This is a genomic window from Vallitalea okinawensis (assembly GCF_002964605.1).
Lineage (GTDB): Bacteria > Bacillota > Clostridia > Lachnospirales > PQDH01 > Vallitalea_A > Vallitalea_A okinawensis.
The window spans coordinates 26,200-42,616 of sequence record NZ_PQDH01000007.1 but is presented as its reverse complement, the minus strand read 5'-3'; the positions used below and the strand labels follow the sequence as shown (position 1 = coordinate 42,616).

The 16,417-nt window shown below is 36.9% G+C and carries 15 protein-coding genes; all 15 read left to right on the top strand.

Annotated features, from left to right (window positions below; genetic code table 11):
* Positions 1-246: 246 nt before the first annotated feature.
* The 15 genes from C1Y58_RS17700 to ade all read left to right on the top strand — a co-directional run bounded on the left by C1Y58_RS17700 (position 247) and on the right by ade (position 16,361).
* The gene (locus C1Y58_RS17700; protein WP_105617463.1) at positions 247-846 is read left to right on the top strand and encodes a nucleotidyltransferase family protein; all 600 of its coding nucleotides are present in this window, start codon (positions 247-249) and stop codon (positions 844-846) included.
* Complete coding sequence (locus C1Y58_RS17695) at positions 824-1,618, top strand: FAD binding domain-containing protein (RefSeq protein WP_105617461.1); 795 nt, start codon at positions 824-826, stop codon at positions 1,616-1,618. Before C1Y58_RS17700 ends, C1Y58_RS17695 begins: the two co-directional genes overlap by 23 nt.
* Positions 1,612-2,067: a (2Fe-2S)-binding protein gene (locus tag C1Y58_RS17690; protein WP_408646601.1), complete on the top strand. Its 456-nt coding sequence runs from the start codon at positions 1,612-1,614 to the stop codon at positions 2,065-2,067. Before C1Y58_RS17695 ends, C1Y58_RS17690 begins: the two co-directional genes overlap by 7 nt.
* On the top strand, positions 2,064-4,415 hold the full coding sequence (locus C1Y58_RS17685) for a xanthine dehydrogenase family protein molybdopterin-binding subunit (RefSeq protein WP_330404451.1): 2,352 nt from the start codon (positions 2,064-2,066) through the stop codon (positions 4,413-4,415). The genes C1Y58_RS17690 and C1Y58_RS17685 overlap by 4 nt, the downstream gene beginning before the upstream one ends.
* Before the next feature lie 29 nt (positions 4,416-4,444).
* Complete coding sequence (locus C1Y58_RS17680) at positions 4,445-5,080, top strand: hypothetical protein (protein WP_105617459.1); 636 nt, start codon at positions 4,445-4,447, stop codon at positions 5,078-5,080.
* 387 nt (positions 5,081-5,467) lie between these two features.
* Positions 5,468-6,253: an XdhC family protein gene (locus C1Y58_RS17675; protein WP_278286134.1), complete on the top strand. Its 786-nt coding sequence runs from the start codon at positions 5,468-5,470 to the stop codon at positions 6,251-6,253.
* A 12-nt stretch (positions 6,254-6,265) separates the two neighbouring features.
* Positions 6,266-6,742, top strand: a complete 477-nt coding sequence (locus tag C1Y58_RS17670) for a nucleoside-triphosphatase (protein ID WP_157950185.1) — start codon at positions 6,266-6,268, stop codon at positions 6,740-6,742.
* Positions 6,743-6,754: 12 nt separating this feature from the next.
* Complete coding sequence (locus C1Y58_RS17665) at positions 6,755-8,059, top strand: dihydroorotase (RefSeq protein WP_105617454.1); 1,305 nt, start codon at positions 6,755-6,757, stop codon at positions 8,057-8,059.
* The gene (locus tag C1Y58_RS17660; protein WP_242985422.1) at positions 8,056-9,399 is read left to right on the top strand and encodes an amidohydrolase family protein; all 1,344 of its coding nucleotides are present in this window, start codon (positions 8,056-8,058) and stop codon (positions 9,397-9,399) included. The genes C1Y58_RS17665 and C1Y58_RS17660 overlap by 4 nt, the downstream gene beginning before the upstream one ends.
* Positions 9,400-9,496: 97 nt before the next feature.
* Positions 9,497-10,567 (top strand): 4Fe-4S binding protein, encoded by a 1,071-nt coding sequence (locus C1Y58_RS17655; protein ID WP_105617452.1) that lies wholly within the window; start codon positions 9,497-9,499, stop codon positions 10,565-10,567.
* Between the two features lie 69 nt (positions 10,568-10,636).
* Entirely contained in the window at positions 10,637-12,727 is a 2,091-nt protein-coding gene (locus tag C1Y58_RS17650; protein WP_330404449.1) for a xanthine dehydrogenase family protein molybdopterin-binding subunit, read from the top strand.
* Positions 12,720-13,193, top strand: coding sequence for a (2Fe-2S)-binding protein (locus C1Y58_RS17645; protein WP_105617450.1), 474 nt, complete (start codon positions 12,720-12,722; stop codon positions 13,191-13,193). The genes C1Y58_RS17650 and C1Y58_RS17645 overlap by 8 nt, the downstream gene beginning before the upstream one ends.
* Entirely contained in the window at positions 13,187-14,029 is an 843-nt protein-coding gene (locus C1Y58_RS17640) for an FAD binding domain-containing protein (RefSeq protein WP_105617448.1), read from the top strand. Before C1Y58_RS17645 ends, C1Y58_RS17640 begins: the two co-directional genes overlap by 7 nt.
* Positions 14,030-14,062: 33 nt before the next feature.
* Positions 14,063-14,599 carry a cupin domain-containing protein gene (locus C1Y58_RS17635; RefSeq protein ID WP_105617447.1) on the top strand — a complete coding sequence of 179 codons (537 nt, stop codon included), beginning with the start codon at positions 14,063-14,065 and terminating at the stop codon, positions 14,597-14,599.
* Between the two features lie 52 nt (positions 14,600-14,651).
* A complete protein-coding gene (gene ade / locus C1Y58_RS17630; RefSeq protein ID WP_105617445.1) occupies positions 14,652-16,361 on the top strand; it encodes an adenine deaminase in 1,710 nt (569 codons plus the stop codon).
* Positions 16,362-16,417 lie beyond the last annotated feature (56 nt).

Genomic DNA, 16,417 nt, shown 5'->3' with positions numbered 1-16,417 from the left:
AATTCCATTAAACTCAAATCAAACTTATACCAGCAATCAGGTCTAACTTATTTATATTTCACCCTATAATATTAACATCAATCTTTACTAATCTCATTCTACAAATGTTACAGAATCATTGACTATAACCCCTTTCAGTTTTAAAGTTTATTTTACTTCTATTAAGATTATTAATTGAGGATTTTTTGTTGTACATAAAAATCGTAGAAGAAGACAATATGGGAGAGAAAGGAGTTATTAGGTATTATGACATGTGATGCAGTTATTTTAGCTGGCGGCTATTCAAGTCGAGCTAAAACCAATAAGATGGCATTAATGATTAACCAACAGTCTATTCTATCTTTAAACATTGAAGCTTTCTATCCATTTTGCAAAAGAATAGTAGTTGTTGGAGGACATCATTTTGAAGAAACGAAAAGGCTTGTACGTGAGTATGATAAAGTCAAACTAGTTAAGAATGAAAACTATGACAGGGGTATGTTTAGTTCTGTTAAACGTGGTGTTGCAGAAATGGAAAATGACTTTTTTTTAACCCCTGGTGATTATCCGATGATCCATTCATCGACATGTGAAAAACTGAAACGAGGGACTGGGGACATAGTTATTCCCACATATAATGGGAGAAAAGGACATCCTATTTTTATTAAGAAAAAACTCATAGCAGCCTTAATAAAGGAACCGGTTTCATCAAACTTAAAAGTCTTTCGTGATCGACAGAATCTAAGTTGTATCTCTGTTGAAGATGAGGGGATTTTATACGATGTGGATACAATCAATGATTATATGATTATAAAAAAAAGAGTAGAGAGGAGAGTGCTAACAAGTGAATATAAGAACTTACCATAAGGTTGATTCTATTGACGAAGCTTATACCTTGTTGACTGCGAATTCAAGGGCAACCATTATTGCAGGTGGAGCTTGGCTCAAACTATCACCTAAAGAAGTTGACCCAGCTATTGATTTGTCACCCCTAAAACTAGATGAAATTATTGAAACAGAAGATGCATATGAAATCGGATGCATGACAACCTTAAGGCAGCTTGAGAAAAATGCATCCTTAAAATCTCATTATAATGGGATTTTAACTAGAAGCATTGGCACAATTATGGGAGTACCTATCAGAAATATAGCTACAATTGGAGGAACTATTGCTGGGAAGTATGGGTTTTCAGACTTAATAACACCCCTTTTAGTACTCGATACTGAGTTAGTTTTTTATAAAAAAGGGCAAATATCTTTAAATACTTTTTTAAGTTCAAAAGACTTTCAAAAAGACATCCTATTAAAGATAATCATACATAAAAATACTGGGAAAGGGTATTTTTATTCCATGAAAAAGACGAGTAATGACTTCCCCATTCTTAATATAGCTGTATCAGAGACTGGCAATCAATTCAAAGTTGCAGTAGGTGCAAGACCGGGTTCTGCAAAATTAGCTGGAGCAGCTATGGATTATCTCAATAGACAGCCCAAGATAACTGATGAGGTCATACGTGAGGGAGCTCATATAGCAGCAGAAGAATTAACATTTGGTTCAAATATTAGAGGATCACAAGAATACCGACAAGAGCTATGTAGAGTGCTTGTAAGAAGAGGATTAGAGGAGGTGGGATGTTGAGAGTTCAATTAACCATCAATGGCTATAAGAAAGAGCTTGATGTAAAGCCTGATGAGTATTTACTGGAGAGCTTAAGAAAAAATAATTATCTAAGTGTTAAGAAAGGATGCGACTCTTCTTCTTGTGGTGTCTGTACTGTTTTATTAGACGATTCACCTATAGCCTCATGTACTTATTTAACCGTAAAGGCAGATGGACATGAGATTACTACAGTTGAAGGGATACAGAAGGAAGCAGAACTCATCGCAGACTTTTTTGGTAAAGAAGGAGCTGACCAGTGTGGTTATTGTCATCCTTCCTTAGTCTTAACAGTTTATGCAATGAAGAAAGAGTTAGTCAAGCCTTCAGACGAGGAAATCAGAGCTTATTTAGTAGGCAATTTATGCAGATGTTCAGGCTATTTAGGTCAGCATAAAGCCATTAAAGCATATTTGGAGGTGGCGGTGTGAGATGTGTAAATACCGATGTACCATCAATTGATGGTAAAGGTTTAATGATGGGTAAACCAGCTTATGCGGATGATTTGGCTGCACCAGATTCTCTCATAGTAAAAGTACTAAGGAGTCCTCATCCATTTGCTAGAATAACCAATATAGATACGAGTAAAGCCCTGGCGTTAGAAGGGGTTGAGTGTGTTCTCACCTATAAAGACTTTGAGAGAAGACCTGTTACAAGAGCTGGGCAAGGTTATCCAGAACCTTCACCACATGATAAGTTTATTCTAGATGAGTATGTACGGCATGTAGGTGACGAAGCAGCAGTGGTTGCTGCCATTGATCTTGAAACAGCTTTGAAAGCACTAGATTTAATTGATATTGAGTATGAGGTTTTGGAGCCAGTTTTAGATTTTGAAAAGGCTTACGGTCATAAGAGTATTGTACATAATGAGCCAGAAATACATGAAATGTTTCCTATTGGATTTGAACCCAAAAAGAATGTTGCGGCATCCTATAACATGCATGTCGGTGATATCGATAAAACATTGGCTGGTTGTGATGTGTTATTAGAGTCGTCTTTTTATACCCATGCGCAGGCTCATGTAATGCTAGAGCCCCATACAGCCAATGCAAGAATTGATTATCAAGGGCGTTTAGTCATTTATTCGTCCACACAGACACCTATACATGTGCGCCGTATAGTCTCACAAGCATTAGGCTATCCGTTAAGTAAAATAAGGATCGTCAAGCCAAGAGTTGGAGGAGGATTTGGAGGGAAACAGTGTGTTCATGGTGAAATGTTATTAGCAGCAATTACGCTAAAAACAGGTAAACCTTCTAAGATTGTTTATACACGTAAAGAAGTTTTTGAGTCCAGTTATTCTAGACATCCAATGCGTTTTGATATTAAATTAGGAGCAACGAAAGACGGGCAACTCAAGGGGATTGATATGCACCTCCTTTCTGACACAGGAGCATACGGAGAGCATGCCTTAACTGTATTCATGGTTGCCGGTTCCAAAGTACTGCCACTTTACAATAAAGTGGATTCTGTACGCTTCAATGGTGAAGTTGTTTATACGAATCATACACCTGGGGGAGCCTTTAGAGGCTATGGTGCAATACAAGGTAATTATGCCTTAGAGTCTGCCATTGATATGTTATGTGAAAAGTTGGGTATGGATCCTACTTCATTTAGAGAGAAGAACATGATTAGGGAAGGTGAAACATCTCCAATTTTTAAAATCATGGGAGAAGGCACAGAAGGTACTGCGATGAATATGGATAGCTGTAAACTAGACTATTGTATGACGAGGGGGAAAGAATTAATTGGGTGGCAAGGTAAATATCCATGTCAAAAGGATGAGGAGCATAAAGTAAAAGGTATAGGAATGGCTATTGCTATGCAAGGCTCTGGCATTCCAAATATAGATATGGCATCAGCTATAATCAAGTTAAACGATGATGGATTTTATAACTTACTCATTGGTGCAACAGATATTGGTCAGGGAAGTGATACAGTTCTTGCACAAATAGCTGCTGAGAGTTTAGGAGTTGATTTGGATAAGATAGTCGTTTATTCCTCTGATTCGGATTTAACGCCTTTTGATACAGGAGCCTATGCTTCCAGTACCACCTATGTTTCAGGTAATGCTGTCAAAAATGCTGCAGACAATATGCGCCAGATGGTTATGGAAGAAGGCGCTAAAGCACTAAGCGTGGATGTAGATCATATCACATTTGATGGAGAGGTTATTAAGGTTATCGATAGTGATCAGATAATGACTTTAAGTCAGTTAGCTAATCGTCTTTATTATAATGAAGATCACAAGCAATTAGTGGCAACTAATTCTTATGTTGGGACCAAGTCACCACCACCATTTATGGCTGGCTTTGTTGAAGTCGAGGTGGATACAGAAACAGGTAAAGTTGATGTGTTGGACTATGTTGCAGTTGTAGATTGTGGTACTACCATTAATCCTAAATTAGCTAAAGTGCAGGTTGAAGGTGGTCTTGTTCAGGGAATCGGGATGGCTATGTATGAAGAAGTTCATTACAATTCAAAAGGTACGTTGATCACAAATAATTTGATGAACTATCGCATACCTACAAGAAAAGAGATTACAAACATGCATGTGGAGTTTGCTGATAGTTATGAAGATTCTGGACCTTATGGTGCGAAATCAGTAGGAGAGATTGGTATTGATACGCCACCAGCTGCTATTGCAAATGCCATTTATAATGCTGTAGGAGTAAGAATACAGACCCTGCCAATCACTTCAGAAAAAGTTTTAATGGGATTATTGCAAAAGCGTCAAGAAGAAAATGACAAGTCAGATGAGGATACACATTACGCATAAAAATTACTAAAAAATAAAGGAGAATAATTATGGGAAAAAGTAAACTTATAAAATTAATATCTCAAATCGTATTTTTTGGGGCCATCTGGGGGATAGTAGAAGCCTCTTTAGGTTATGTTCTGCACTTGATACCAATACCTATTTCAGGGCTAATTATGTTTCCAATTGCCACTTTTATTCTTGTGAAAGCTTATAAAGCAACAGATTCAAGAGCAGCTTTAATTGTTATTGGATTCATTGCAGCAGCTATTAAGTCAATTGATCTTTTACTACCAGGATTAAGTATCTTTAAAACGATTAATCCAATGTTTTCTATTGTGTTAGAAGCAGTAGTAGTAGCAGTTGCTTATCCAGCTTTAACTGGAAGTAGTAGAACTAAACAAGTTTTGACTAGCATTGGCGTAAGTGTAGGATGGAGAGGGGTCTTTATTCTCTATATGCTAGGTCAATATTTGGTTACAGGAAACTTAGCAAAATATTTGGCAACACCATTGGCGACTATTAACTTTATAGTGGTTAACGGCGTTATGAGTGGACTAATTGTTGCAGGAGCTTTATGGATTGAGGGGAGAACTAAGAGTTTGGATGTTAGAAAGTGGGGAGTGCAGCCGGTCTATGCTGTGATCGCATTAGCTTTAGCATTGGGGATACAGTATATGATTTAAAGATAATATTAGTTCAAATAAGATAATAGAATTAGAGTCAAGCATATAAGAGGTACTATTACGCCAGCTGGGAAGACGTCCATGTCTTTGACAGCTGGACTCGACGTCCTGTCTCGCTACTCCATAGTACCCCTTACATGCTTTCGGCGTTGCTTTGGGGATAAGTCACCAATAAGTGTACTGTAATTTAGCTAGAAGAAATAATAAGCAAATAGGTAAATGAATAATTTAGTATTCGTACTGTATGGAAAAAAGTTATATTAACAAGTAAAGGGAGAATAGATGCAATTAATCCATCTAGTATGGTAGTTCGTTAATGGACCATGCTGGGCAGTCTATAGAGAAAGTAGTGGAAATGTGAACAGAATATATGATGAACTGATCAAGATGAAAAACTCAGGGGGACCTTGCATGGTGGTTACTGTTGTTGAAAAAACAGGTGATGGACCAGTTGAGGTTGGCAAGAAGATGTTGGTTGGAGAAAATGGTGAGGCCTTTGGTACAGTAGGCGGTGGTGCTCTTGAATACTTTGCTAGGGAGAAGTGTAAGGAGTTATTAAAGAAGAGGCAGAGTATATTTGAAAAATACCTTTTAAATGAAGGTAAGATTGTTGAGCAAGCCACCACGTTGCCTATGGCATGTGGTGGAATGGTCTCATTATTTTACGAGTACATAGGTGTCAAAGCCCACATCTATATTTTTGGTGCAGGACATGTAGGGCAGGCATTAACGAGGGTACTAAAGACTATGGATTTTCACGTAACTGTAATAGATAGTCGTAAAAAAGTATATGAAGCTTTTGTAGGTGCTGATAGAAAGGTGCATGCATCTTATGCTGAATTCATCGATCAAGAAGGTCTAAGAGAAGGAAGCTATGTAGTGGTATGTACACCTTCTCATAAGCATGACTATAACGTGATTAATAAAGTACTAGAGCTACAATTAGAGCCGCGGTATATTGGGATGCTATGTTCACCAGTTAAGCTAAAAGATTTCTTGGAAAAAACCTATGATAACTTTGGTAAAGATGTTGATTTATCTAATTTCTATTCACCTATAGGCTTAGATACAGGTGGTGGGACCCCTGAAGAGATAGCAATATCCATTACTGCAGAAATTTTAGCAGTGTATCATAATAAAACGGGACATAAACATATGAAGGATGGTGTCTGAAAAGGAATGGCTATGGTCAACATAATAACCGGTTCAATAAACTCGGGAAAAACAAGTAGACTACTGAAGTTATACAAGGATATAGGTAGAGGAGACGGGTTTATATCCTATAAGAATATGAAAGGGAATATTGTCTTAGGGTATGACGTGATGCAACTATCAAATGGTCAAAGGCAACCTATAGTTCGAAGAAAGGATAATTTAGCAGTTGATTGGCATGAATGTTGTGAAATTGGACCCTATAGTTTCTCAAATGATGCTATAACGTGGGTAGAAAAAACATTACGTCAATTGAGAAAAGAGAATGTATCTCCTATTTATCTAGATGAAATCGGACCACTGGAATTAAATAATCAATGCTTCCATAAGATTTTTAAGGAACTATTAGGAGAAAATTGCGAACTATACATATCCGTGCGCCAAGATTCTTTAAGTGAAGTTATTCATAAATATCAGATTAAGGAGAAAAGATTAATCTACACAAAGTGAGATGGTAAGTAGATGTATGATTTAGGAATTCTAAATGGTAAGCTTTATATTGAGGGGCATTATATCCAAAAAAATTTATATATTAAAGATGGTAAAATACAGAGAATCTCTAAGGAAATACTTGAAAGTAGAGAAAGTTATGATGCAGATGGTAAAAAAGTATTCCCAGGTTTTATTGATCCACATGTACATTTTGAATTAGGTGGAGGTAACTTTACATCTTGTGATGATTTTTACTCTGGTTCAGTAAGTGCTGCCTATGGTGGTATTACAACTTTTATTGATTTTTTAGACCCTATATCAAAAGCTGGGGAGCTGAAGGAGGCATTTCATAGTCGTCAACAATTGGCTGAAAAAAGCATTATTGATTATGCCTTTCATGTAACATTAAAGAACCCTGTCAATCAGGTGGTAGCCATTGTTGAAGCAATGAAAAAAATGCATTTACCCACAGTCAAAATATTTACCACTTATTCAGATTCAGATAGAAGAACTTACGATAGTGAAATTAGAGAATTACTTCGTTTAACACAAACACATGATTTCTTAGTATTAGCTCATATTGAGAGTGATGATCTAATCAATTTAAATGCTGCTTATGGAGTAGCAGATTTATTAACTAGTCGTTCTACAGATGCAGAATTGAAAGAGGCTCTTAAGTTAGCAGGTTTCACTAAAGAGTTAGAGGGAAGATTATACATGGTGCATTTGAGCAGTGGTAAGACTCTAAAAGCATTACTTGAGAACTATCCAGACATTCTGAATCAAAATTTATATTTAGAGAGTTGCCCCCATTATTTCACCCAAACATCGGATAGATTTAAGGAAAATCAAGGTTATTTATTTACAATGGCACCACCTCTTCGAACTGTTGAAGAAGTTAATTTATTAAAAGATAATTTTAATTATATTAATACAATAGGTACTGATCACTGTCCTTTTTTGAAGGCTGAAAAGAAACAAGAAAAGCTTATAGGTACACCCATGGGGATTGGTGGCGTTGAACATTCCTTTAACATTATGTATAGCCTTTTTGGAGAAAAAGTTGTTGATAAGATGACTATAGAGCCTGCAAAAATATTCGGGTTATATCCAAAGAAAGGTACATTACAAAGGGGAGCAGATGCAGATATAGTGATTTATGATCCAACCAAAAAACATGTTATCAATGAAGATCACTCATCATGTGATTATTCCATTTACCAAGGTTATGAAGTATGTGGAGACATAGAATCAACCATTAGTCGTGGCTGTTTCGTAGTGAAAGACAAAGAGTTAATTGGTGGTCGTGGTCAGTATGTAAGAGATGAGGTATGACGCCACCACAACGGATTATGAAGGAAGGAACTAACATTATGTATGCACTGATTAATGTAAGAATGTACGATTTTGATCATTATAGAGAAGATGCTTATATTCTATTTGATGACAAGATCCAGACCATTGGAGATATGTGTGATTTTAAAGATGATGATTATGACATTATAGATGGTACTCATCAGCTTGTTATGCCAAGTCTTGTTGTAGCACATACCCATATCTATTCAACATTTGCTAGGGGACTAAGTCTCCAGTTTCATCCAACTAATTTCCAAGAACTCTTAGATCAGCTGTGGTGGAAATTAGATGCTCAGTTGGAGTTAGAGGAGATTTATTATAGTGGGCTTGTTAGCGGAGTTGACTATATCAAAAATGGTGTAACTACATTGATAGACCACCATGCTAGTGGATTAGCCATCAAGGGCTCACTTAATGCACTTAAAAAGGCTGTCTGTGATGATATAGGAATGAGAGGAATATTCTGTTTTGAAACAAGTGACCGTTTTGATACAGATGAGTGTATTAAAGAGAATATTGATTTTAATCAAGCACATAAGGCTAAAAATTGCATTGGATTATTTGGGTTGCATGCTTCCATGTCCTTATCTGATAAGACATTAGAAAAAGTTAGAGAAACTTCAGGTGAAATTCCTATACATATACACGTGGCAGAAAGCGAAATGGATCAAGAAGATTGCCTTGCACATTATGGAGAGCGTGTTGTTGAAAGGCTTCATCGTCATCAATTATTGAAGGAAAACTCTATACTTTCACATTGTATTCATATTAATGAAGAAGAAGCGGAATTAATCACTAAGAGTGGTGCTTACGTAGCTCTTAATGTAACTTCTAATATGAATAATGGGGTTGGATTACCTGATTATTTATTACTCAATAAAAAGGGAATTAAGTGTTTGATCGGCAATGATGGTATTGCCAGTAGCATAACGACAGAATGGCTGAATCTTTATTACAGTATGCATCTAAGATATCAATCACCTACTGCATTTGGTTTTGAGCCACTTATACAAATCATTCAAAATAATTATAAGTATGTGAACCAAGCAATGGGGATTCAGATAGGTAAATTAAAAGAAGGGTACGATGCTGATTTATTGATGATTCCATATATTCCTCCTACGCCTATGGATGGTAATAATGCTTTTGGGCATCTATTTTTTGGGTTAGCTAACAGCTTTAAACCCAAACATGTATGGTGTATGGGGAAACAACTTCTAAAGGATTATCAAGTTGATGAAGATTTAGAGGAGAGGTATAAGGAAGCTAGTGAGGTAGCAATAAATTTGTGGGAGAAAGTAAACAATAGTGATGAATAATTGAGGTTAACATAAAGGGGCAAGCATACAAGGAGTACTAGTGGAGCGAGATAAATATTAGTTGCTATTGAAAAATAAATTGAGGTGAGGTGGGAGAGTGAATTTAGAAACAAAATTTGATGGGTTGGTTTTAAAGAACCCTTTAATGCCAGCATCAGGTCCTCTTGTTGGTGATTTGGAGAAGTTGAATTTTATGTTAGATCAAGGGGTTGGAGCTGTTGTTACGAAAACCATTTCTACAACAGCTGCAAGGGTACCAAGGCCTTGTATATATGGTGGAAAAGATTATGTGATGAACTGTGAACTGTGGTCAGAGTATTCCAAAGAAAAGTGGTTAGAAGAATTTCTTCCAGGATTTGATCGTAATACTGGTACACCATTGATTATCAGCGTGGGTTATACAAAAGAGGATATGGAAATCTTGATTCCTCTATTGGATCCCTTTGCTGATGCCTTTGAAGTATCAACACATTATGTAGGTAAAGATTTAAGTAAAATTTCTGAAACAGTGAAGACCATACGTAAGCATACAGAAAAACCGGTGTATATGAAAATCAGTCCACATATACCTGAACCTGTTTTATTTGCAGAAGCTGTGAGAGATGCAGGAGCTTCAGGTCTTGCAGCCATAAATTCATTAGGACCTACAATGAAAATAGATTTGAAGAAGCGGGCTATTGTTTACGGAAATGATAGCGGTTTTGCTTGGACATCTGGACCGGCAATTAAGAATCTCGCCTTAGCTACTGTTTATACTATTAAAAAAGCATTGCCTGACTTTACGGTTATTGGTGTCGGTGGTGTGCAAAGTGCTGATGATGTTATTGAATTTTTAATGGCTGGAGCTAGTGGAGTCCAAATGTTATCAGCAGCCATGCTTAAAGGTAAAAATTTATATTCTAAGATCATAAAAGATTTACCGAATGCTTTAGAGAAATACGGGTTTGAGAGTGTAGAAGAAGTGATGGAATGTGGGTTACAACAAAAAACAAGATATGCACCTAAGCTACCTCAAGTGGATCTGGATAAGTGTACCGCTTGTCGATTATGTGAGCGCATATGTCCTTACTTTGCTATTACTTATGAAGGACGGATCACTTTTAATGAAGAGAAGTGCTTTGGGTGTGAGCTATGTCTTTCAAAGTGTCCGGTAGGAGCTATATATTAATTTAACCTCAATTTATCACAATATTTCATTGATGCTATGACTTGTGTATTTCAAATAGGAGGTGAACTTGTGACAGATATCAGTTGTTCTATTAATAAAGTAGACAATGCAGAGAAGATAGCTGGAGAAGCTAAGTACATAAATGACATATTCTATGAAGAAATGTTGTATGCAAGAACTCTAAGATCAACAACATCAAAAGCTAAGATTATTGAAATAAAGAAGCCTGTTATGCCTGAAGGCTACTATATTATTGATTATACGGATATTCCAGGGCGAAATTACGTAAAAATCATCTTTGAAGATATGCCTGTATTTGCACAGGAGAGAGTTAACTATTATGGGGAGCCTATACTCCTAGTAGTTGGTCCTGATAAGGAAGTTATTAATCAATTAATCAATAAGATTGAAGTGGTGTATGAAGAGGAAAAGCCAGCCTTTGATTTGGAGAATAGTGTTATTCATTATGCATTTGAGAAGGGGAAGCCAAAAGAGATTTATCTTCAAGCAAAGAACAAGATCCGTTACACTTACAAAACAGGTTATCAGGAACATGTCTACATTGAACCACAAGGTGTTATCGGGTTATATGAAGAGGGGAAGGTAACCATTCTTGGATCTATACAGTGTCCTTATTACGTAAAGAATGCAGTGATGCAGATATTAGATCAAGGTGAAGACGGTGTTCGCGTGAAACAAGTAACCACCGGAGGTGCATTTGGTGGAAAAGAAGAATTTCCTTCTCATATAGCATGCCAAGTGGCTGTTGCAGTAAAGAAAATAAAGAAACCGATCAAACTGATTTATGACAGAGAAGAAGATATGGAGTTTACAACCAAACGTCATCCTTCTGTCATCGACTTTGAAGCTTATATTGGTGAGAACAATGAGATAGATGGACTCAAAGCCCATGTTGCATTAGATGGAGGCGCTTATAAAGGGTTATCTGGTGTAGTTTTACAACGAGCCATGATAGCATCAAGTGGAGCTTATACCATTAATAATATGTCAGTTACAGGTGATGTATATCAAACCAATACAGTACCAACAGGTGCTTTTAGGGGATTTGGTGCTCCACAGATGATATTTGCAATCGAGATGTTCATCCATCATATTGCAAAGGAACTAAAAATAGATCCTTTGGTCCTTAGAAGAAAATATTTAGCTAAACAAGGTGACTTAACATCAACCAGTGGTCAATTTAGAGATCCAATCATCATGGATGATATGCTTAAGAAAGCCATGGAGATTTCAGATTACAATAAAAAAATCAAGGCTTATACCAGGGAGGGTATCTTTAAAGGCATTGGTATGTCATGGTTCCTACATGGTTGCGGCTTCACTGGTAGTGGTGAACAAAAGCATATCAAAGCACTGGTTCGTTTGAGAAAAGAAAAAGATAGGACAGTTAGTGTTTTGGTAGCATGTGTTGATATGGGTCAAGGAATAAAAACAACAATGAGAAAGATAGTTGCTAATATATTAGAGCTACCTATTGAGCATGTGAATTATGATAATCCTGATACAGACCTAGTACCTGATTCTGGACCTACAGTCGCTTCGAGAACCACTATGATTGTTGGAGGTTTAGTGGCAAGAGCAGCTAAAGAATTAAAGGAACGCTGGGAAGAAGAGGACGTAGTGCTTGTAGAAAAGCGTTATAAACAACCTGAATATATTGAATGGGACGAAGATCGATTAATTGGCGATGCTTATCCAGCTTACTCATGGGGAATTAATGTTGTTGAGGTGGAGGTTAATCCAGTTACCTATCAAGTAAGTGTAGTTGGTATATGGTCTGTCTATGATATTGGTAAAGCCATTGATGAGCGAATTGTTAGAGGTCAAGCCGATGGTGGTGTATTGCAAGGCATTGGCTATGGCATGTTGGAAGTGATGAGCCACAAAGAAGGGCGTATGCAGCAAAAAAATGTTACAGACTATATTATCCCTACAGCAAGTGATTGCGCAAAGATGGAGACGATTATCATGGATAATCCATACCCATTAGGACCCTATGGGGCAAAAGGGGTGGGAGAGTTGACTTTAGTTGGGGGAGCCCCAGCAGTAGCTTTAGCTATAGAGACAGCAATAAATAGAAAAGTCACTAAAATACCAGCAACACCTGAATATATAATGGAGTTGATGAAAAATGGCTGAGATTACATTCATTTTGAACAGTAAAGAAGTCACAATTGAAGAAAACCCTACAGCCAGATTACTAGATGTCCTAAGAGAAAAGTTTGGGCTAACAGGTGTGAAAGAAGGCTGTGGAGAAGGTGAATGTGGTGCGTGTGCAGTTTTAATCAATCATAGGATCGTCAATTCATGTATCGCACCTATTGGAACCCTGAATGGAAAAGAAGTTATAACAATTGAAGGATTTTCTGAAACGAAAAGGTATAAAGTTCTGAAGCAAGCTTATGAAGAGCAAGGCGCTGTACAGTGTGGTTTTTGCACACCAGGTATGCTCATGGCTTCCGAATCTTTACTTCATAGAAATCCTCATCCATCAGAAGAAGAGATTAAAGAAGGTCTGTCTGGGAACTTATGCCGTTGTACAGGGTACAACATGATTATTAAGGCAGTACAGACTGCTTCAGAAAGAGGGGATGGACTTTGGTAGCAGGGACTATTCCAAGAACATATAAAGAAGCTTTGGATTTATTGAACAATGGGGATTTGACCATCATGGCAGGAGGAACAGATCTGATGGTTAAAAGAAGAAATTGGAGTGGCTGTTTACCTTACTTTTCAAAAGATGTGCTCATCATATCTGGACTGGATGAACTCAATTTTATCAGAAGAGAGAAGGGATATACACACATTGGTGCTAATGTTACCTTGGAAAACTTGAAGACTTCCCAGTACGTACCGAAGCTTGTTAAAGAAGCGGCAGCATTAATGGCTTCACCTGCAATCAGGCATATAGGAACTATTGGTGGGAATCTGGGAAACGCTTCACCAGCTGGAGATTCTTTACCACCACTTTATCTATTAGATGCTGAAGTTGTATTAGAAAGTAGTCGTAACGAAAGATGTATAGCTATAGAAGAATTGATTACAGCTCCAGGAAGAACCTCATTAAAAAATAATGAAATAATAAGAGAGATCATAATAAAAGAACCGGATTTCAGCTTTAGTTTCTATAAAAAAGTTGGAGGGAGAAAAGCAGATGCTATTTCAAAAGTATCTTTTTCTGGTGTAGCGACAGTTAGAAATTATGTTATAGAAGACTTCAGAGTAGCTTTTGGAGCTGTTGGACCCAAGGTGGTTAGAGAACGCAGCATAGAAAATCAATTAATAGGTTGTTCTTTGCAAGAACTCAAAGAAAAGAAGGAGTGGATTAAAAAACAATATGAATCCAGTATTACCCCTATTGATGATCAAAGGTCTACTGCAGAGTATCGAAAAACTTGTTCAATGAATCTACTGGACTATTTTATTCAAGAAATAAGGTAGGGGATCAGTATCAGTTATACTGGAGGAATAGTAATGTTAGGTGAAAAAATAAGACAAAAAAGAAATGAAATCAATATGAGTATGAAAGAACTGGCACTGAAGACAGGACTAACACCAGGATTCATAAGTCAAGTAGAAAGAGAATTGGCTGAACCCTCAATTACTTCATTAAGAAAAATAGCTGATGCCTTAGAAGTTGCAGTTTTCTATTTTTTTGTGGATGAAGTTAACGATAATCGGGTTGTTAAAAAAGGAGAACGTCAAAGTTTAAAGTTTCCTGGTTCACACTTAAGTTATCAACTGCTATCACCAGATCTAAATAGGCAGATGGAAATGTTCTTAGCTTCTCTTGAACCAGGAGCTATTACATGCGAGGAGCCCCTTTCACATAAAGGTGAAGAGGTTATACACGTGTTAAAGGGGACCATGTGGATAAAAATTGGTAAAGATGAATATACTCTTCAAGAAGGTGATACGATTTACTATTTTGCAAGTATCCCACATAAAATTATCAACACGGGGAATGAGCAATTAGAGTTTATTTCAACAATCACACCACCACAGTTCTAGAAAGATCATATGTTATCTTCTTGAAAATAGGTGGAGAGGTAAGGAGGCGAAAATGTCAACTATAGATAGAGTTAGAATTGCAAGAGGAGACCGAAAAGCTGAGTTAGTACTAAAAAATTGTCAGATTATAAACGTCTTTAATGGACAGATTGAGAAAGGCGATATTGCTATTCAAGATGGTCTTATTGTTGGGATTGGAGAGTATGAAGGGTTAAAAGAAGTCAATATTGATGGACAATTTGTTTGTCCAGGATTCATTGATGGTCATGTCCATATAGAGTCCTCTCTACTGACGCCACCACAATTTGCTAAGGCAGTTATGCCAAAGGGAACCACAACAGTTATTGCTGATCCACATGAGATAGCTAACGTCTGTGGTTTAAAGGGAATCGATTATATGCTTAAAGCTAGTGAAAAGCTTCCTTTGGATGTATACATTATGTTGCCTTCGTGTGTACCTTCTACAGATTATGAAAATGCAGGAGCTGTTCTACTAGCTGAGGATTTGCAAAGAGTTAAAGACTATCCCCATGTATTGGGACTGGGCGAAATGATGAATTACCCAGGTGTTATGTTAGGGAATACGAAAGTGCATAAAAAGCTTGAACTTATGAAAGACCGCTTAATCGATGGGCATGCGCCAGATGTTAAGGGAAAAAGCCTTAATGCGTATATAACAGCAGGGGTTAAAACAGACCATGAATGTACATCAGTGGAAGAATTAGAAGAAAAGGTTGCCAAAGGGATGTACGTGCATATCAGAGAAGGTTCAGCAACGAGGAATCTTAAAACTCTTATACGGGGCGTAACACCCAGGAATAATCGACGAATTCTATTTTGTACAGATGATAAACACCCAATTGATATAAAAAAAGAAGGACATATCAATTATAACGTTAAGTTAGCTATTGAGAAAGGTATCGATCCTGTCGTTGCTATACAAATGGCAACATTGAATATTGCAGAATGTTATGGCTTAAAAGGGAAAGGTGCAATAGCTCCTGGTTATGAAGCAGATTTATTAGTTTTTCAAGATTTAAGAGCAGTAAGCATTAATCAAGTTTTTAAAAAAGGTGAGCTGGTCGCCAAAGATAATGAAGCACTTTTTGAAACAGAAACCGTTCCAGATCCAAGGATTATGGATACTGTTAACTTACATGATATTAATGATATATCCTTTGATATTCAATTAGAATCAGGTTTTGCAAAAGTCATTCAGCTAATTGAAGATAATATCATTACAAAAAAAGTAACTAGGAAAGTTGATGTGGAAGATAGCCTTTTTCGTTATCATGAAAAGCTTGATATTTTAAAATTAGCTGTCATTGAAAGGCATAAAGGAACAGGCAATGTGGGATTAGGTTTGGTTGAAGGATATGGTTTGAAAAAAGGAGCTGTTGCCCTTACCATTGCCCATGATTCTCATAATATTATTGTCATTGGCGTTAATGACCAGGATATGCGTTTAGCTGTCAGTGAGCTTAAAAGAACAAAGGGTGGTATAACCATATGTTCTGATGGCCAAGTACTACAGACATTACCTTTAGAGGTAGGAGGGCTTATGACAGATTCCCCTATAGAAGAAGTAGAAGCAAAGATTGAATTGATGGAAAAGATAGCAAAGGATAAAGGGGTTAGTTCGTCCATAGATCCTTTCTTAACATTAGCTTTTTTAGCCTTACCAGTTATTCCAGAGTTGAAGTTGACAGATTGTGGATTATTTGATGTGAATACCTTTAGTTTTGTGGATATTAAAGAATAATGTCGGTAATTTCATTATTATTCTAAGTTGATTCAATAGTGCAATACGCTGAGCTT

Bases quoted from the DNA above. Each gene is read 5' to 3' on its own strand.
- C1Y58_RS17700 (WP_105617463.1), top strand. From the start codon at position 247: ATGACATGTGATGCAGTTATTTTAGCTGGCGGCTATTCAAGTCGAGCT.
- C1Y58_RS17670 (WP_157950185.1), top strand. From the start codon at position 6,266: ATGGTCAACATAATAACCGGTTCAATAAACTCGGGAAAAACAAGTAGA.
- C1Y58_RS17660 (WP_242985422.1), top strand. From the start codon at position 8,056: ATGACGCCACCACAACGGATTATGAAGGAAGGAACTAACATTATGTAT.
- C1Y58_RS17635 (WP_105617447.1), top strand. From the start codon at position 14,063: ATGTTAGGTGAAAAAATAAGACAAAAAAGAAATGAAATCAATATGAGT.
- ade (WP_105617445.1), top strand. From the start codon at position 14,652: ATGTCAACTATAGATAGAGTTAGAATTGCAAGAGGAGACCGAAAAGCT.
- C1Y58_RS17645 (WP_105617450.1), top strand. From the start codon at position 12,720: ATGGCTGAGATTACATTCATTTTGAACAGTAAAGAAGTCACAATTGAA.
- C1Y58_RS17690 (WP_408646601.1), top strand. From the start codon at position 1,612: ATGTTGAGAGTTCAATTAACCATCAATGGCTATAAGAAAGAGCTTGAT.
- C1Y58_RS17680 (WP_105617459.1), top strand. From the start codon at position 4,445: ATGGGAAAAAGTAAACTTATAAAATTAATATCTCAAATCGTATTTTTT.
- C1Y58_RS17675 (WP_278286134.1), top strand. From the start codon at position 5,468: ATGAAAAACTCAGGGGGACCTTGCATGGTGGTTACTGTTGTTGAAAAA.
- C1Y58_RS17665 (WP_105617454.1), top strand. From the start codon at position 6,755: ATGTATGATTTAGGAATTCTAAATGGTAAGCTTTATATTGAGGGGCAT.